The 18,572-nt window shown below is 29.8% G+C and carries 22 protein-coding genes; 2 read left to right on the top strand and 20 right to left on the bottom strand.

What is annotated here, in order from left to right; all coding sequences use genetic code 11:
- Positions 1-20 precede the first annotated feature (20 nt).
- The 17 genes from rplS to CIW83_RS06565 all read right to left on the bottom strand — a co-directional run bounded on the left by rplS (position 21) and on the right by CIW83_RS06565 (position 14,399).
- Positions 21-368, bottom strand: a complete 348-nt coding sequence (rplS, locus tag CIW83_RS06645; RefSeq protein ID WP_094900063.1) for a 50S ribosomal protein L19 — start codon at positions 366-368, stop codon at positions 21-23.
- 108 nt (positions 369-476) lie between these two features.
- On the bottom strand, positions 477-1,208 hold the full coding sequence (gene trmD, locus CIW83_RS06640) for a tRNA (guanosine(37)-N1)-methyltransferase TrmD (RefSeq protein ID WP_094900062.1): 732 nt from the start codon (positions 1,206-1,208) through the stop codon (positions 477-479).
- Positions 1,205-1,708: a ribosome maturation factor RimM gene (gene rimM, locus CIW83_RS06635; RefSeq protein ID WP_094900061.1), complete on the bottom strand. Its 504-nt coding sequence runs from the start codon at positions 1,706-1,708 to the stop codon at positions 1,205-1,207. The genes trmD and rimM overlap by 4 nt, the downstream gene beginning before the upstream one ends.
- Positions 1,709-1,755: 47 nt before the next feature.
- Positions 1,756-1,986: a KH domain-containing protein gene (locus CIW83_RS06630; RefSeq protein ID WP_094900060.1), complete on the bottom strand. Its 231-nt coding sequence runs from the start codon at positions 1,984-1,986 to the stop codon at positions 1,756-1,758.
- A gap of 33 nt (positions 1,987-2,019) precedes the next feature.
- Positions 2,020-2,277: a 30S ribosomal protein S16 gene (gene rpsP, locus CIW83_RS06625; protein ID WP_094900059.1), complete on the bottom strand. Its 258-nt coding sequence runs from the start codon at positions 2,275-2,277 to the stop codon at positions 2,020-2,022.
- Between the two features lie 33 nt (positions 2,278-2,310).
- Positions 2,311-3,651: a signal recognition particle protein gene (gene ffh, locus CIW83_RS06620; protein ID WP_094900161.1), complete on the bottom strand. Its 1,341-nt coding sequence runs from the start codon at positions 3,649-3,651 to the stop codon at positions 2,311-2,313.
- Positions 3,651-4,034 carry a YlxM family DNA-binding protein gene (ylxM, locus tag CIW83_RS06615; protein ID WP_094900058.1) on the bottom strand — a complete coding sequence of 128 codons (384 nt, stop codon included), beginning with the start codon at positions 4,032-4,034 and terminating at the stop codon, positions 3,651-3,653. Before ylxM ends, ffh begins: the two co-directional genes overlap by 1 nt.
- Positions 4,035-4,117: 83 nt before the next feature.
- On the bottom strand, positions 4,118-5,401 hold the full coding sequence (gene ftsY / locus CIW83_RS06610; protein ID WP_094900057.1) for a signal recognition particle-docking protein FtsY: 1,284 nt from the start codon (positions 5,399-5,401) through the stop codon (positions 4,118-4,120).
- Positions 5,402-5,411: 10 nt separating this feature from the next.
- A complete protein-coding gene (gene smc, locus CIW83_RS06605) occupies positions 5,412-8,261 on the bottom strand; it encodes a chromosome segregation protein SMC (RefSeq protein WP_235601253.1) in 2,850 nt (949 codons plus the stop codon).
- Between the two features lie 52 nt (positions 8,262-8,313).
- On the bottom strand, positions 8,314-8,988 hold the full coding sequence (locus CIW83_RS06600; protein WP_158220038.1) for a chromosome segregation SMC family protein: 675 nt from the start codon (positions 8,986-8,988) through the stop codon (positions 8,314-8,316).
- Between the two features lie 214 nt (positions 8,989-9,202).
- Positions 9,203-10,288 carry an elongator complex protein 3 gene (locus CIW83_RS06595; RefSeq protein ID WP_094900054.1) on the bottom strand — a complete coding sequence of 362 codons (1,086 nt, stop codon included), beginning with the start codon at positions 10,286-10,288 and terminating at the stop codon, positions 9,203-9,205.
- Positions 10,281-11,006 (bottom strand): ribonuclease III, encoded by a 726-nt coding sequence (gene rnc / locus CIW83_RS06590; RefSeq protein WP_201259709.1) that lies wholly within the window; start codon positions 11,004-11,006, stop codon positions 10,281-10,283. Before rnc ends, CIW83_RS06595 begins: the two co-directional genes overlap by 8 nt.
- A gap of 53 nt (positions 11,007-11,059) precedes the next feature.
- The gene (gene acpP, locus CIW83_RS06585) at positions 11,060-11,290 is read right to left on the bottom strand and encodes an acyl carrier protein (RefSeq protein WP_369819369.1); all 231 of its coding nucleotides are present in this window, start codon (positions 11,288-11,290) and stop codon (positions 11,060-11,062) included.
- Between the two features lie 23 nt (positions 11,291-11,313).
- On the bottom strand, positions 11,314-12,312 hold the full coding sequence (gene plsX, locus CIW83_RS06580) for a phosphate acyltransferase PlsX (RefSeq protein WP_094900051.1): 999 nt from the start codon (positions 12,310-12,312) through the stop codon (positions 11,314-11,316).
- Positions 12,313-12,424: 112 nt separating this feature from the next.
- Positions 12,425-12,604 carry a 50S ribosomal protein L32 gene (gene rpmF / locus CIW83_RS06575; RefSeq protein WP_072972552.1) on the bottom strand — a complete coding sequence of 60 codons (180 nt, stop codon included), beginning with the start codon at positions 12,602-12,604 and terminating at the stop codon, positions 12,425-12,427.
- A gap of 13 nt (positions 12,605-12,617) precedes the next feature.
- On the bottom strand, positions 12,618-13,136 hold the full coding sequence (locus CIW83_RS06570; RefSeq protein ID WP_094900050.1) for a DUF177 domain-containing protein: 519 nt from the start codon (positions 13,134-13,136) through the stop codon (positions 12,618-12,620).
- Positions 13,137-13,202: 66 nt separating this feature from the next.
- A complete protein-coding gene (locus CIW83_RS06565) occupies positions 13,203-14,399 on the bottom strand; it encodes an acetate/propionate family kinase (protein ID WP_094900049.1) in 1,197 nt (398 codons plus the stop codon).
- A gap of 115 nt (positions 14,400-14,514) precedes the next feature.
- Here CIW83_RS06565 and CIW83_RS06560 point away from each other — a divergent pair, with 115 nt between their 5' ends.
- Complete coding sequence (locus tag CIW83_RS06560) at positions 14,515-15,759, top strand: nucleotidyltransferase (protein ID WP_094900048.1); 1,245 nt, start codon at positions 14,515-14,517, stop codon at positions 15,757-15,759.
- 53 nt (positions 15,760-15,812) lie between these two features.
- Entirely contained in the window at positions 15,813-17,030 is a 1,218-nt protein-coding gene (gene ylbJ, locus CIW83_RS06555) for a sporulation integral membrane protein YlbJ (protein ID WP_094900047.1), read from the top strand.
- Here the strand turns inward: ylbJ and CIW83_RS06550 are convergent.
- From CIW83_RS06550 to rsmD, 3 genes are read right to left on the bottom strand one after another with little or no spacing between them, the layout of a single operon-like run.
- The gene (locus tag CIW83_RS06550; RefSeq protein WP_094900046.1) at positions 17,023-17,469 is read right to left on the bottom strand and encodes an ATPase; all 447 of its coding nucleotides are present in this window, start codon (positions 17,467-17,469) and stop codon (positions 17,023-17,025) included. The two genes, ylbJ and CIW83_RS06550, sit on opposite strands and share 8 nt — an antisense overlap.
- A gap of 31 nt (positions 17,470-17,500) precedes the next feature.
- The gene (gene coaD, locus CIW83_RS06545) at positions 17,501-17,956 is read right to left on the bottom strand and encodes a pantetheine-phosphate adenylyltransferase (RefSeq protein WP_143598528.1); all 456 of its coding nucleotides are present in this window, start codon (positions 17,954-17,956) and stop codon (positions 17,501-17,503) included.
- Positions 17,957-17,968: 12 nt separating this feature from the next.
- Positions 17,969-18,526 (bottom strand): 16S rRNA (guanine(966)-N(2))-methyltransferase RsmD, encoded by a 558-nt coding sequence (gene rsmD / locus CIW83_RS06540; protein WP_094900045.1) that lies wholly within the window; start codon positions 18,524-18,526, stop codon positions 17,969-17,971.
- Positions 18,527-18,572 lie beyond the last annotated feature (46 nt).

Here is an 18,572-nt window from a genome sequence, read left to right as displayed (position 1 = left end):
GACTATATAGTCCCAATAAATTAGTAAATTCTTTTTTCCTTAACCTTAGCAGCTTTACCTTGTCTATCTCTTAGATAGTAAAGTTTAGCTCTTCTTACTTTACCCCTTCTAGTAACAACTAATTTCTCAATTCTTGGAGAGTGTATAGGGAAAGTTCTTTCTACACCTACACCATAAGATAATCTTCTTACTGTAAATGTCTTTCTTGCTCCGCCACCTTGAATTTTAATTACTGTACCTTCATATACTTGGATTCTCTCACGAGTTCCTTCAACAACTTTGTAATGAACTTGAACAGTATCTCCTACATTAAAACTTGGTAAATCATTTCTTAATTGTTCATCTTCTAACATTTTAATTATATCCACTGTATAGACCTCCCTTCTCCTTAGATGTTCTTACCCCAATGGTAGAGGACCATCCGTAATTCCATACGCTAGGTATTATAGCATATGCGTGATTTAATTACAACTAATTTATAGTTCTAAATCTTTTTTTATTTTTGATAGAATAACTACTTCTTCCTTTGATAAAGTTTTCTTTTCAAGTAAATCAGGTCTTTTTAACAAAGTAGCTTTTAAAGCCTCCTCTTTTCTCCATGTCTCTATCTTTTGATGATTACCAGATAGTAGTACATCAGGCACAAAATGTCCTTTAAACTCTCTAGGTCTAGTATATTGAGGATATTCTAATAACCCATTATAATGAGATTCATCTATAAAAGATTCATCTGAACGAAGTACACCTGGTAATAGTCTTACAACAGCATCAATGATTAACATTGCAGGGATTTCTCCGCCTGTCAATACAAAATCACCAATTGATATTTCTTCATCTACATAATGTTCAATAACCCTATTATCTATACCCTCATAATGTCCACATAGTAGAATTAAATGCTCTTCTTTCGACAATTCATTTGCTAGTTCTTGATTAAATTTCTTACCTTGAGGTGATAGATAAATTACCCTAGAGTTTTTATTTTTTACACTACTAATAGCATCAAAAATTGGCTCTGGCTTCATGACCATACCTGAGCCTCCTCCAAAAGGATAATCATCTACCTTTCTATGCTTATTTTGGGAAAAATCTCTAATATTTATACTATTTATTGCAATTTTATTATCCTCATAAGCTCTGCCTATTATACTCCAACTTATTAGTGGAGAAAAAAACTCTGGAAACAGTGTTAGAATGTCTATCTTCATTCTATCATTCCTTCAATAGGATCAATAACTATTTTCTTGTCAACTGGATTAACATCAACTACAAATTGTTTCACAGCAGGGATAAGATATTCTTTATCTTTTTCAATATCTTTAATTACGTAGATATCATTACTAGCCCCTTGTAAAACATCTACTATGGTGCCAATCAAATTAGATTTTGTATCGAAAACTTGAGAGGCTAATAAATCATAAATAAAAAAATGGTTCTCAGGCAAAATAATTTTTCCCTCTTCATCAACATAGATAAAACTATCCTTGAATGGAATTATTTCATTAATATCATTGAATTCTTTAAATTTTAATATAGCTAAATTTTTATGATATTTAACTTTCTCTAATTCTACTTTGATTTTTTTATCACCAATATATGCAGTTTTCAAATAATCAAACCTATCAAGGTTATCAGTCATTGGATAAACTTTTACTTCTCCTTTAATTCCATGGGTACTAATTATCTTTCCAATTATTGTATAATCCATTTTTTCACCTATCTTTATTATTTAAAGGGATTAGGTCCTCTAATCCCTTACTGAATAATTTCAACAACAACTCTTTTGTTATCTTTAATAGCAGCTGCTTTAACCACAGTTCTAATGGCCTTTGCAATTCTACCTTGCTTACCTATTACTTTACCCATATCTTCAGGGTGGACTTTAAGTTCAATAATGATAGATTGACTTCCTTCTATCTCATTGACTACCACTTCATCTGGATTCTCCACAAGAGATTTTGCAATAAATTCTACTAATTCTCCCATTTCTAGCACCTCCTAGATACTATCCCTAAGTAATTATTCAGTTTCCTTCTCATATAGACCATTTTCCTTAAATAGTCTATCTACAGTATCAGTTGGTTTTGCTCCATTTTTCATCCAGTTAATTGCTTTTTCATTATCTATTTTAACTGTCTTAGGCTCAGTTAATGGATTATAATAGCCAATTTCTTCAATAAATCTTCCATCTCTTGAAGCACGAGAATCAGCAACAACTATTCTATAGAAAGGACTTTTTTTAGCTCCCATTCTTCTTAATCTAATTTTAACAGCCACTATTTTCACCTCCTTATAAATTTAACTATCTATTTAGAAAAAGGGGAATCCAAATTTCCCTTTTTTCTTCATGGTTTTTTCCATATCTGTAAATCTTTTCATCATTTTTTTTGTTTCTTTAAATTGTTTTAGTATCTTATTTACATCTTGGACGGTAGTACCACTACCTTGGGCAATTCTCTTTCTTCTACTACTGTCTATTATGTCAGGATTATCTTTTTCCTTCTTAGTCATAGACTGAATTATAGCTTTGATTCTATTAATATCTTTTTCATTTACATCTAAACCTTTTAAAGCCTTAGAATTCATTCCTGGAATCATACCTAATAATTGGTCAATAGGTCCTAAATTCTTCATCTGATCTAGCTGGTCTAAAAAATCGTCGAAAGAAAATTGCTGGCTTCTAATTTTTTGCTCCAACTCCATTGCCTTCTTAGCATCTATATTGGCCTGTGCTTTCTCAATAAGACTAAGTACATCACCCATTCCAAGTATTCTTGATGCCATTCTATCTGGATGAAATGGTTCTAATTGATCAAATTTTTCTCCCATAGCCGCAAACTTTATAGGTTTTTCTGTTACAGCTCTTATGGATAATGCAGCACCACCTCTGGCGTCACCATCCAGCTTAGTAAGTATAACTCCTGTAATACCTAATCTCTGATTGAAAGAATCAGCAACATTAACTGCATCCTGACCAGTCATAGCATCTAGTACTAAAAGTACTTCATTTGGCTTTACCGCTTCATGAATGTTTTTTATCTCAATCATTAATTCTTCATCAATATGAAGTCTTCCTGCAGTATCTATAATAATGACATCATTACCATGTTTTTTTCCATGTTCTAAGGCGGCTTTAGCTATATCTACAGGATTTATCTTATCTCCCATAGTAAAAACTGGAGCACCTACTTTTTCCCCTACAACTTCAAGCTGTTTAATAGCAGCAGGTCTATAGATATCACAAGCCACTAACAAAGGTCTTTTATTTTGTTTTTTTAAATTAAAAGCTAATTTACCAGTAGTAGTTGTTTTACCAGCACCCTGCAAACCACACATAAGAATTACTGTAGGTGGAGTCGAAGAGAAATTTAGCTTAGCTTCGCTCTTACCCATAAGATTAGTTAATTCTTCATTTACTATTTTAATAACTTGTTGTCCAGGAGTTAAGCTTTCCATTACTTCAGAACCAATAGCTCTTTCCTTGACTGTTTTAATAAAATCCTTTACTACTTTAAAGTTAACATCAGCCTCTAATAAAGCTAATCTTACTTCTCTCATAGCCAAGTCTACATCTTTTTCTGAAAGTTTACCTTTTCCTTTTAATTTTCCTAAAGCATTTTGAAGCTTTTCTGACAAAGATTCAAATACCATCAATCAACAACCTCCCGACTATTATCTAATATTTTTTTACCGATTTCATTAATAGTCATAGCTTTTTCTTGAATTTCATCATTATCCTCTGCCTTCGCAATTTTTATTATTTCTTCCGAAATATTTATTATGTTTTTAATCTCTTCATGGCTGCTATAAAATTTCCTTACCAATCCCAAATTTTCTTCATGCTGATATAGCTTTTGCTCTGCTCTCCTTAAAAGATCAAATACACCCTGCCTAGTAACACTAAGTTCATCTCCGATTTCAGCTAAGGATAAATCGTGAATATAATATAATTCCACTACTAAATATTGTTTTTCACTAAGTAGTTTCCCGTAAAAATCAAATAAAGTACCTATCTCTACAAGTTTCTCAACCATTATATCACCAACTAAATAATACTGTCAAGTGTTTTACTTGACAGTATTATTCTAGTATATAATTTCTCTTTTGTCAATGATTATTAGTGAAATATTGCTTCTACAAAATCTTCCACAATAAAAGGCTGTAAATCTTCGATTCCTTCTCCCACACCTACTAGTTTAACAGGTATTTTTAGCTCTGCTTGTAAAGCTATGATAACGCCACCTTTTGCTGTTCCATCTAGTTTAGTAAGTGCAACACCCGTGATATTTGCTACTTCTTTAAATACCTTTGCTTGGTTTATAGCATTTTGTCCAGTTGTAGCATCTAATACTAGCAACACTTCTTTAGTAGCATCCCCATATTCTCTTTCTGCAACTCTAAATATCTTATTTAATTCATTCATAAGATTAGATTTATTATGAAGTCTACCAGCTGTATCACAAATTAATATATCAGTTTTTCTTGCTTTAGCAGCTTGGATACCATCATAAATAACTGCTGCTGGGTCTGCACCTTCACTATGAGCTATAACTTCGACCCCAGCTCTATTACCCCATTCTTCTAATTGCTCAATAGCGGCGGCTCTAAAAGTATCTCCTGCAGCTATTAAAACCCTTTTACCTTGTTTTTTATAATTATTAGAAAGCTTTCCAATTGTAGTAGTTTTACCAACACCATTTACGCCTACAACCAAAATTAATGCAGGTGAAGGCTCTATGTTTAACTCATTATCAGAAACTGACTCTAACATAAGTTTTCTAATTTCATCTTTGAGAAGTTCTTTTACTTCTTCTGGCTCAGTTACCTTTTCTTCCTTAACTCTAGTCCTTAACCTATCTATAAGTTCCATAGTGGTGTTTACACCTACGTCAGCAGTAACTAATACTTCTTCTAGATCATCAAAAAGCTCTTCATCTATTTTCTTATAGGACTTTAAAATTCCGTCAATCTTATTGGAGATATCATCTCTGGTCTTAGTTAGTCCATTCATGAGTTTTTCAAAAAATCCAATTTTCTTTTTAGTATTTTTTTCTTCTTCAGCCTCTTCAGGTAGAGATTGCTGGAAATTTTCAATTTCCTCTTCCGCATCTATAGGTAACTCTTCTAAATTTTCTTCTATAATCTCTTCATCTTCAAATTCATGTTCTTCAAACTCTAAAGATTCTTCCACTAACTCTGTTTGAAAATCCTCTATAGTTTCTTCCACAGATTCTTCCATATCTTCTATAATTTCTTCTTGTTCTTCTAACTGATCTATTTCTTCTTCAATCAACTCCTCAATTTTTTCCTCAAGGAATTCTTCTTCATTTGTTTCAATAATTTTTTCATCTTCATTTAATTCTTCATTTTTTTTACTAAGTTTCTTAAACCACTTAAACATTTTATTCCCCCTAACTTGCTATTTCATCTACATTATCTTTTAGTTTAACCGATATTAGTTTGGATATTCCTTCCTCTTCCATAGCTACACCATATAATATATCTGCTATCTCCATAGTTGTTTTTCTATGAGTAATAAGAACAAACTGAGTATCATCGCAAAAAGTTTTTAAATAGTTAGTATATCTGCTAATATTAGCTTCGTCAAGAGCAGCATCTATTTCATCTAGAATACAGAAGGGAGAAGGTTTCAATTTTAATATTGCAAATAAAAGTGCTACTGCAGTTAAAGATTTCTCTCCACCAGATAATAAAGTCAAACTTTGAAGTTTCTTTCCTGGAGGTTGTATTTTAATTTCAATTCCAGAATTTAAAATATCTTCATTATTTTCTATAATTAACTCTGCTTGTCCTCCATTAAATAAAATCTTGAATATTTCTTGAAAGTTAGTATTTATTTCATTAAAATTTATAAGGAATTGATTTTTCATTTTATTTTCTATATCCTTAATTACTTCTTTTAGATTTTCTTTTGCATTAATTAAGTCTTTTTGTTGATTTAAAATAAAATCCAGTCTTTCTTTCAAATTTTTATATTCCTCTATGGAACTTAAATTAACTGTACCTAGTTCTTTTATTTCTACCTTTAATCTTCTTGCCTCCACTATTGCCTCTTGAGTGTTTTTTATTTCATCTTCATAGACCAATGCTTCTTCATAACTTAATTCATAATCATCGGCTAATTTTTTATGATAATTTTCAAGTTGTACAGAAATTCTAGCTAATTTGACTTCATTAGAATTAATATTTTTTTCAGTATCCACAATTAATTTATTAATTTCTTTTAGCCTATCCTGTTCAGAGTAAAAACCTTCCATAAACTTATTTTTGTCAGATATCAAACCTTCTAACTCCTTCTTTGTATCTCCTTCTATAATATTTAATTCTTTTATCTTTTCATCTAAAGTAGCTCTATTCTCTATTATTTCTTCAATATTATCTTTATTAGATATTATTAGTTCATCTTTTTCTTTGATTGAATTATTAATGTTTTCAAATTCTGATTCATTTTTAGTTAGTTTTTCCTGTAAATTATTTATTTTACTATGGATTAAATTAAGATTAATTTTCATATCTGTAACAACTTTCACTTTATCTTCCCTAACTAACTTCTCCTCATTATAATGATTCGTTAAATCTTTAATTTTTTCTTTCTGATTTATACTGTCTTCATCTAACTGAGCTAATAAAGCAAGTAATTCTTTCTTTTTATTTTCATAGTTATTTATTTCAACATCTAGACTATCTATTTCTTTCTTAGACTTGTTTATAATTTCTTCTAGTCTAGTTGCTTCATTCATATACTTTTCTTTTTGATTCTTTACATCAATTATTGAGTACTCCGTATCTTTAATAGATTCTTCTAATTTAATTTTCTTTTCTCTAATATCCTTTTGTTTATCTAAAAATATATTTCTTTCTTCTTCTAAGCTTTCTTGAATTTTATTTAATTCATTAATATCCTCAATTAGTTTTTGTATCCTGCCTTTTCTGCTAATTATGCTTATTCCACCTGTGTTATGACTTCCTCCAGTCATAGAGCCACCTGGATTTAGAACTTCTCCTTCCAAAGTGACGATTCTATAGGAGTGGTTAGATTTATTTGCAAACTTAATTCCATAGTCTATATTTTCAATTACTATAGTCCTTCCAAGTAAAAATTTAAATATATTTTCATATTTTCTATCAAATTTAATTAGTTCAAATCCTAAACCATGAATCATAAAATTATTTCTATCTTGAGGATTTATATCTAAAGTATTACCTTTAATTATATTAAGTGGTAGAAATGTTACTCTTCCAAGTTTATTATGTTTTAAGTACTCTATTATATTTTTTGCATCCTCTTCTGTTTTAGTAACTATATTCTGTGCATTAGATCCTAATGCAATATCTATAGCTCTTTCAAATTTTTCATCTACATTTATAAGCTCTGCTACTACCCCCATAAGTCCTTCTTTTAATCTTATTTCCTTTTTGGCAGCCTTTAGTAAAGATTTAACACCTTTATAATATCCTTCATAATCTTCTTCCATATTTTTAAGTAACTTAAAGCTAGAAGTTTTAGACTGGATCTCCATATTATTAGTATTTATCTTTTTATTAATAATATCTAAATCATTGCTATTATCTAGTTCTAATTTCTTTATATTCTCTAGTTCATCTCTTAAAGTACATAATTGTTTTTTTAGTTCATCTTCCTTATTAACCAAATCATCATACTTTTCTATATTTATCTTCTTTTCAATATACATACTATTTATCTCTTTACTTAATTGAGATATTCTCTTCTCGATATTTTCATTAAAAGAAATAATACTATTTAATTCCGATTTTTTATCTGATGAATTATTATATATTTTAATTATATTATTTTTTTCAAGTTCAATCTCTCTCTCTTTCTCTTGCAGGACCTCAAAACTTTTTTCTAGTTCCAATGTTTTTTTATTATATTCTTCTAGAAGCTTATTATATTCTTCTTGAGTTATGTCTTTTTCTCTTGCTAAGTCAACATTCACCTTTTGGATATCTTTTAATCTACAATTTAAATTGTGCTTTTCTTCTTTTAATCTTTCTAAATCCTTATTAAAAAATTTATCCTTTTCTTCAATTATAGCAAGTTGATTTTGATTTTTATCTAACTCATTTATAATTCCCAAACTTTTATTTCTGCATATTTCAATTTTTGATTCTAAATCTTCAATAGTTTCTTTAAGTAAATTGAATTTATCCTCAATCTTTTGTCTCTCATCTGTTTTTCCAGCAAGCTGTTCTTCTAAATTAAGATTTTCCTTGTTTATTTCCTCTATCTGTGTATTAATTTTTTTATATCTTTTATAAATAAATTAATCTCTAATTTTTTAATCGATTATATAATTCAGTAAAGCAATTGGCTTTATGGGACTGTACCTCTAATGTCTCTAATTGACTAGATAACTCAAATACTAAATCCTTTATCCTTATTATATTTCCTTCTGTTTTCTCTAGTTTTCTTTCAGCTTCTTCTTTCTTTGATTTATATTTTACTATTCCTGCTGCTTCTTCAAAAATACTTCTTCTATCTTCAGGTCTATTGCTAAGTATTTCCTCTATTCTGCCTTGTCCAATAATTGAATATCCATCTTTTCCTACTCCTGTATCCATAAATAATTCTCGGACATCTTTTAGTCTACAGGAATTTTTATTTATATAATATTCCGATTCTCCTGATCTAAACATCCTTCGTGTAACTGCTACTTCAGTATAATCTATAGGTATTTCTCCATCCTTATTATCAAATGTAATAGTAACTTCTGAATATCCTAATGCTTTTCTCTTGCTTGTACCAGCAAAGATTATATCTTCCATTTTACTACCCCTAAGATTTTTTACACTTTGCTCACCTAGAACCCATCTTATGGCATCAGATATATTACTCTTACCACTACCGTTTGGCCCTACTATAGCTGTAATTCCATTTTTAATTTCAATTTCTGTCTTATCAGCAAAGGATTTAAATCCCTGTATCTCTACTTTTTTTAGTCGCAAGCAAAACACCTCTCTTATAACGAATAGGAAAGTTCTACTTTTGTCTTTTTCATGTTTAGAACTTTCCATAAATGAGTTTTAAGCAGATTGCCAAAATCTTTCATTTCGTGCAAGTCGCTTATGAAGTAACCAAGAAAAGCTTCCTTTATACCTTACCCGAAGCTTTTCTTATAATTAAAGGTTTCCTAGGCTAAAGGAAACCTTTAATACTAATCTAAATAATAGAACCGTCCTTTAAATAGGACTCCATTAACAATTTCATATCTATTTTATCATAAAATTCACCAATTGTAATGTCAATATAATTTGTATCTATTTCTTTTCTATATATTTTTATATTACTAAACTTATATCTATCAGTAAAATGCATTACATTACTTGACCTTTGACCAGCAATAGAGGATATGTTTTTACTATTAGAGTCTATAGTTAGTTTTTTATCTTCGGTTTTAATGTTATTTATATCAAAATAATACTCTAATAGAAGTTTAAATATATTTGATTCTACCATCTGCCTAAAAGCAGGATGAAATGGTCCTGAAACCACATCTTTCCCTAATTGAATATTTTCCGTAGGCTGTAACCCAATTCTAATAACATCAATGCTATTTATCTCAAAAAGCATAAGAAGTATAGAGCATGTATCTACTGCTTCTTCAAAAGATACAGGTGAATATTTCTCATTGAAAAATTGTCTTTCTAGATAAGTATCCTTTATTACTAAAGTTGGATATATCCTTACACAGTATGGATTTAGCTTTATAAATTCTTTACAGGTGTATATTGTCTTTTCTCTAGTATCCTCTGGAAGACCTACCATCATTTGCAGTCCAAGATTAAATCCAAATTCCTTTATTAAATCCGCTGCTTTATATACATCTTTCGAAGTATGTCCCCTTCCACTTGCAAATAGTACTGAATCATCTAAGGATTGAACACCTAGTTCAATAGTATCTACTAAATAGTCCTTTAAATTTCTTAGTATTATTTTATCTATACAATCTGGTCTAGTAGATAATCTAATACCACTTATCTTTCCTTCAATCTTATACTGGTATGGAATAGCTAGTAACTCTTTTTGAATATCTATATCTATTGCAGTAAAACTCCCTCCATAAAATGCAACTTCTATAGTAGACCCAGGCTTAAAAGTAACTAAATGTTCCTCAATGATATTTTTCACATCTCTTGGTGTTACATTAGTTGATAATCCAGTGATTTTTTTCTGATTGCAAAAAACGCAATCATGGGGGCAACCATAATGGGGAACAAATATTGGGATTATATAATGTTTACTCATCACCAGTTTCCCCCATTACTAGAAGTGCCTCTTTAGCAGCCATTTGTTCTGCTTCTTTTTTATTACGTCCTGTTCCTGTCCCAACAGTTTTATTATCAACTATTACATCCATATAAAATATTTTATTATGATCTGGACCTTCTTCCCTCACAACCTTATACTCTATTTTAGCTCTAGTTATTTTTTGAAGATTCTCCTGCAATTCAGTTTTATAATCAATAAATAATGCTCCTTTTGCTACTGCATATACTATATCAGCTTCAAAATTTTCAAGTAATAGTTTGTTTACAACTTGAAAGTCACTATCCATATAAACAGCACCCACTAATGCTTCACTGGCATCAGCTAAAATCGAATCCCTATCACGTCCTCCTGTAGCTTCTTCGCCTTTGCCTAATAGAAGATATTTGCCTAAATCAATCTTTCTAGCTGCAAACGCTAGAGAAGATTCGCAGACTACTTTTGCTCTGATTTTGGTTAATTCCCCTTCTGGATAATATGGATACTTTTTATATAAATATTGACTTACTATTAAGTTTAAAATAGTGTCACCTAAAAATTCAAGTCTTTCGTTATTATCAGTTATTTTCATCTTATTTTCATTTGCATAGGAGCTATGAGTCAGTGCAGTTTTCAATAAATTAATATTCCTAAATTTATAATTTAAGTTCATTTCTAAGGGTTCTAACCATTTAACTCCTTTAATATTTTCTTTCACTTTAATACCCCCAAATTTTCAAGAGTAATCAGGGCCAAACTTAGCCCTGATTATTATTCTTCTAGAGCATTTGTAATATATTCAACAGCATCTCCAACGGTTTTTATATTTTCCATTTCTTCATCTTCTACTTCAAGACCAAACTCATCTTCTAGTGCCATTATTAACTCTACTAAATCTAGTGAGTCAGCATTTAGTGTATCTTTAAAAGAAGTATCCTTTGTAATTTCATCCTCATCAATATTAAATTGTGTTGCGATTATAGTTTTTATTTTTTTATAAATCATATTATCTCCCTCCAAAATTATTATTTATTATCTAGTACATGCATATTTTCTTCTATTATTTTTATTACATCTTTCTCTATAAATTTTTTTAATTGATTGATTGCATTCTTAATAGCAAAAGCATCCGAACTTCCATGGGCTTTTACTATAGGTTTGCTTATGCCTAATAGTGGCGCTCCACCTTGCTCTCTGTAATCCATCCTACCCTTTATATTTTTCAATTCAGGCCTAAGTAGCATGGCACCCAATTTTGCTCTAAAATTCTTCGTAAATTCTTCTTTTAATATTGAAAAAATTGAAATGGCCATACCTTCAGTTAATTTTAAAACTACATTTCCTACAAAACCATCAGATACAATAACATCTACTATTCCACTAGGTAATTCCCTAGCTTCCACATTTCCTTTAAAGTTTAAATGTGATTTTTCAATAATATCATATGTTTCCTTAGATAGGGCATTTCCCTTTCCCTTTTCTATACCTATATTTACAAGACCTATAGTCGGAGATTTTATTCCCATGACCTTTTCCATATAAACAGACCCCATTAAAGCAAATTGATATAAATACTCTGGCTTACAATCTACATTTGCACCTGCATCCAGAAGCAATGAAAATCCATTTTTAGTAGGATATACAACAGATAATGCTGCCCTATCAATACCATCTATTCTTTTAACGATAAAGATTCCTGATGCCAATAGTGCTCCTGTACTTCCAGCTGATATAAAACCATCACCTATTCCATCTGCCAAAGCCTTACATCCCACTACCATAGACGAATCTTTCTTTCTTCGAATAGCTATAGCTGGATCGTCATCATTGGTTATTATATCACTAGCACCTAAGATTTCAACCTTATCTTTTGGATAGTCATATTTTTTTAATTCATTTTCTATTATATCCTCTTTACCAACCAATATAACATTAACACCATATTCATTTACAGCATCAACAGTTCCTTTAATCACTTCAATCGGTCCATTGTCTCCACCCATAGCATCAATAATAATTTTCATAATTACCCTCCAATGCTGTGTATTTTAAGACTACTGATATTAAATATATATTAGACTAAAATAAAATGCAATATTAAATTAAAAAAAGATAGTGATATCACTATCTTTTTTATTATTCTACTGCGATAACTTCTCTGTTTTTGTAATATCCACATGATCTACAAACTCTATGTGGTTGTTTTGGCTCATGACATTGTGGACACTCAACAACTGTAGCTTTGTTTAGTCTATAAGAAGAAGCTCTTCTCTTGTCCCTTCTAGCTTTAGAAGTTTTTCGTTTTGGTACAGCCATTTAAAACACCTCCTTAATTCTTAGGAAAAAAATTCTTTAGTTTTTCAAATCTTGGATCAATATTTTCTTGAATACAATTACATCTTGTATTATTTAAATCTGCTCCACATGTAGAACACAATCCTTTACAATCAAAGTTGCATAAGGATTTCATTGGTAAAGAAAGAATTACTTGGTTTAAAATATGTTCTCTAATATCTAAGGTATCATCTTCATAGTAGAAAACTTCATCATAGCCCTCATATTCCTTATCAGTTTCTTCCTTTCCCTTTACAAGTTTTCCAGATAAAATAGTTTTTATTTCATTAGTAGCAGGCTTTAGGCATCTATGACATATCTCATTGTAAACATAAGATATTCTAATATCTATAGCCTTTTCCCCGTCTATTTTAAATACTTCACCTTCATATTTTATAGGTTCAACTATTGCAATGCCTCTTCCATTTAAGTTTAAACTATCTATTTCTAGTTCTCCTTCAAAATGCAAAAGGTCATTGATCCCATCAAGAAAACTTGATAAATCAATTATCATATTTTTCACCTCTTAGACTAACAAAGATAATTATATAAAGGAGGCATCAATTTGTCAAGAATAATATTATTTAGATACTAAGCCTAATGTATCTCTAGCTATCATTAATTCTTCGTTTGTTGGAATAACAAGTATAGAAGCAGAAGTCAAATCTTTGTTAAGTTGAGCTTCTTCACCCCTTACGTTATTTAATTCAGTATCGATTCTAATACCTAGGCATTCTAATCCTTCACAAACTTTCTCTCTAATGTAACTTGAATTTTCTCCAATACCTGCTGTAAATACTAAAGCATCTATACTGCACATAGTAGCTACATAAGCTCCCACATATTTTTTAACTCTATTAACAAATACATCTAAAGCTAATTTAGCTCTTTTATTCCCTTCTTCCATTGCTATTTCCAAATCTCTAAAGTCGCTACTAATTCCAGATATTCCTAGTACACCAGATTGTTTGTTTAACATACCATTTACTTCTTCAAATGTCATATTTTCTTTATCCATGATAAATGGAATTATAGCTGGGTCTATATCTCCCGATCTAGTTCCCATTGCTAAACCTTCTAGAGGAGTAAAACCCATACTTGTATCCATAGATTTTCCACCTTGTACCGCACACACACTAGAACCATTTCCTAAGTGACATGTAACAATATTTAAATCCTTAATATCTTTGCCCAATATTTCAGCTGCTCTTAATGATACATATTTATGTGAAGTTCCATGGAAACCATATCTTCTAATTTTATATTTTTCATAGAATTCATAAGGAATAGGATATATATAATTATCTGCCTCCATAGTTTGATGGAAAGCCGTATCAAATACTGCAACCATAGGTGTATTAGGCATTAGCTCTTTACAAGCTTCAATACCGGTAATGTTTGGCGGATTGTGTAAAGGTGCTAATTCTATACACTCGTCAAGAACTTTCATGACTTCTTCATCAATAATAACAGATGAAGCAAATGTTTCTCCTCCATGTACAACTCTATGTCCTACTGCTCCAATTTCATCCATGGATTTTATTGCTCCATGATTTTCATCAATCAAAGCATTAAGTACTAAACCTAGAGCAACTTTATGATTAGCCATAGGCTCTTCAATTATTACTCTTTCTTTGCCAGTAGTATCATGCTTTATTCTAGAACCTTCGATGCCAATTCTCTCTACAAGTCCTTTACATAATACTTCTTCTCCATTCATATCTATAAGTTGATATTTTAGTGAAGAACTTCCACAGTTAATTACAAGAATCTTCATATTTTTTATTCCTCCTAATTTAATTAATTGTTCTTTTGTCTATAATTCATAATATTACATTTGTGTTAAAAAATCAACATGATATAATTAAAGAAAATATAATTTGGAGGTTATTATGACAGTTGTTGGATTCATTACTGAGTACAATCCCTTTCACTATGGTCACAAATACCACCTAGAGCAGTCTATAAAAAAAACTGATGCAGATTATTCAATTGCCATAATGAGTGGATCTTTCCTGCAAAGAGGCGAGCCATCCTTTATTGATAAATGGACTAAAGCCAAAATGGCCATAGATAACGGCATAGATTTAGTATTAGAATTACCCTTTATTTTTTCATCCCAAAGTGCAGAATTATTTGCCTATGGAGGAGTGAAGTTGATGGATAGCCTAAATATTGTAGATTATTTAGCATTTGGCAGTGAGTTAGGAGACTTGGAGCCATTAACCCAAATAACTTCTGTACTATCAGATGAACCAGAATACTATAAGGAAAAATTAAAATACTATCTATCCCGTGGACTATCATATTCAATATCAAGAAGCAATGCATTAGAAGAATACATTAATATTATTTCTCCAAATAATTATTATAATTATAAGGAAATAATTGGTAAATCTAATAATATATTAGGCATAGAGTACCTAAAAGCATTAAATAAAATTAATTCTAAGATAGTTCCTATAGCTATAAAACGTTCTGGTAGCAATTATAACGATTTACATTTATCTGATGGTTTTGCCAGTGCTACTGCAATAAGAAATTTAATAAAAAATAGCACCCTATGTTCTATCAAAAACTTAGTTCCTATTGAAACTTATTTTTGTCTACAGGAATATATAGAAAAATATAATCATTTTAATTATCTAGAAAATTACGATCAAATATTTCTTTATCTAATCCGTACCCTAGATAAAAGTAAAGTTAAGAATCTATTAGATATTGAACCTGGTCTTGAAAATAGGATGATTGAACAAGGATATAAGAATAATAGTATCAAAGAAATAATTGACAATATTGTAACAAAAAGATATCCAAGAACTCGTATACAGAGATTATTTGTTCATTTGCTAAACCAGCTTGATGGCAATACTTTCAAAGAGCTTTATGATCTTTATCCATCCTATATTAGAGTATTAGGTGCTAATAAAAAAGGGTTATTCCTATTAAATGAAATCAAAAAAAATTCTTCCTTACCTATTATAACTAAATTTGCTGATTATAAACATTTTAATAATGAGTCTTTAGAGAAAATTCTTATGTTCGATAAAAAAGCAACAGATATATTTTTTATTGGATTAAATTCTTCAAATCCACTATCAAATATGGATTATTATAATTCTCCTTATATTAAATAACACATCATATTAACCTCCTATAGTTCATAATATAAATTATAGGAGGTGCAAATATGAAAAATAAAAATGGGCATAAAACATTTAACTTTACATTATTTTTTCTATTAATAGTTATTATAGTTTTAATCGGAATCATAACTAACCCAAAACTTTCTTTAAGCAGTGCTGCATCTGGCATAGCAGTATGGTTTAATATTATTTTACCTTCTCTTCTACCTTTTTTTATTATATCTGAAATACTCATAGGGTTAGGATTTGTTGATTTTATTGGTAAATTGCTACAACCATTAATGAGACCTATCTTTAACGTTCCAGGAGAAGGAGCATTTCCATTGACTATGTCTATATTATCAGGATATCCAGTCGGTGCTAAATTAACATCTAGGTTACGAGAAGAAAGACTAATAACAAAAGATGAAGGTACTAGACTGATATGCTTTACTAGTACTTCTGGACCTCTTTTTATGCTAGGGGCAGTTAGCATTGGAATGTTAAATGACTCTAAACTTGCGCCACTTATCATTGTTCCTCATTATTTATCTGTATTAGTTTTGGGATTATTATTTAGCTTTTATAAATCCAATAATAGAAGACCTATTATCTCAAAAAAAAGAAATCTATTTGAAGAAGTTCAAGAATCCTATGTTACATGGATAAAAACAAAAAAATCCATAGGTTCTTTGATAACAAAGGCTGTCAAAGAAAGTATGGATACTATTATATTGATAGGTGGTCTAGTAATTTTCTACTCAGTAATAGTTGAAATATTATTTAATATGGAATTCTTAAATAATATAATCTATCATTTAAGCAATTTATTATCTATAGATATAAAATTAATAAAAGGTATAATTATAGGATTTTTTGAAGTTACTATAGGATGTAAAAATATTGTAGCTTCACAGTCAAGTTTGATTACAAAAATATTAATCCTTAACTTTACGATTGGGTGGAGTGGTTTCTCCGTTCATAGTCAAGCATTCAGCTTCATCAACAATACAGATATAAATACTAAGCTATATATAGTGTCCAAATTCTTACATGGAATATTATCAGTTTTATTTGGCTATGCACTATATCTCTTAAAATATCAGAACTATATACAGCCTACTATTTACTATCCGATGTATTATAATAATCAATTTAATTTGTCTAATTGGATTTATTTACTTACTAGTTCAACAAAACTTGCTTTAATTATGATTATATATATATTCTTATTATCAATGCTTGTTTCAACAACATTCAAGACGTTAAAAGGTTCTAATTAGAGCCTCTTAATTCTTTTCTATTTTCATTTAATAATTGAATTAACTCTTTCAGATTTTCTTGAGTCTCTTCTAGAAGACTATCAGCATAATCCATGGCACCAAGTCTAATTTCTTTGGCATTCGTTTGGGCTTTTGTAATTATTTCTTCTGCCCTGGAATTTGCTTTTTTTGTAATCTCATCTTCATCAACTAATTCTTGCAATCTGTATTCTGCTTCCTTTAATAATGTATCTGCATCCTTTTGAGCTTCTGCTAGAATTCTTTGTCTTTCTTCTTTTATCCACGTTGCTTGCTTGATTTCATCCGGTAACTTAATTCTAATTTCTTTCAATATTTCTAAAATTTCAAATTTATCCACCATAACTTTCCCTGAGAATGGTAAGCTTGTCCCAGCTTCTACAATATCTTCAATTTCATCAATTAATTTTAAAACTTCCATAAGTATTATAGCCCTCCTCTAAATTTATTCTTCAAAGCTTGTTCAACAACTTCAGGAACAAAACAGAAATATTTCCACCAAACATAGCTACTTCTTTAACAATGCTTGAACTTAAATATGCATATTTACTGCTAGATACCATGAAAAGAGTCTCAAGTTCATTGTTTATTTTTTTATTCACTAAAGCCATTTGCATTTCATATTCAAAATCAGAAACAGCTCTTAGACCTCTAATCATAGTTGTGCAATTCCTTTTTGTTGCATAATCAGTAAGAAGTCCAGAAAAATAGTCTATCTCCACATTAGGGAATTCTTTTGTAACTTCCTTCAACAATTGAATTCTCTCTTCTAATGAAAAAACACTTTTTTTTGATGGGTTATTTAATACAGCCACAATAAGATGTTCAACTTTTTTAGAAACTCTCTCTATAATATCTAAATGACCATAGGTAACTGGATCAAAGCTACCTGGATACACTGCTTTCATAAAATTTCCTCCTTAGTCCATTCTCTTATAAAATGATAAAGATTTGCTGCCATATCTTCTAAAATCTGATTTTAAAAATCCAGAAAAATTGTCTTCTAAATCTAATTCTTTTTCATGTTCTATTATTATTATACCATCATTATCCAAAATGCTTTCTCTATTAATTACCTCTAGCAATTTTTCAATTAAACCATTCTGGCGAAAAGGAGGATCCAAATAAATATAGTTAAATACCAATCGTTTTACACCAAATTTTTTTACTGTGGATAGAATATCAGATTTAATTACAATGCTTTGTGATAAAAACTTTGTATGCTCCAAATTTTCATTGATAATATTTATACTTTCTATAGAATTATCTACAAAATAGCAAGTCTTTGCTCCTCTACTTAGAAACTCTATACCTATAGAACCAGAACCCCCAAATGCATCTAATACTACACTCTCTTCATCAATATGTCCTAATATATTAAATAAAGATTCCTTAGTTCTATCCTCGGTTGGTCTTACACTCATTCCTTTAGGTACTTTTAATTTATGTCCTTTTCTTAAACCTGATATAACTCTCAAATATTTACCTCCTTAAAAACTATATCACTAGTATTTTATCATATAT

This window comes from Tissierella sp. P1 (assembly GCF_002266425.1).
GTDB lineage: Bacteria > Bacillota > Clostridia > Tissierellales > Tissierellaceae > Tissierella > Tissierella carlieri.
The sequence above is the reverse complement of the archived record's forward strand: the minus strand, read 5'-3'. Positions and strand labels throughout refer to the sequence as shown.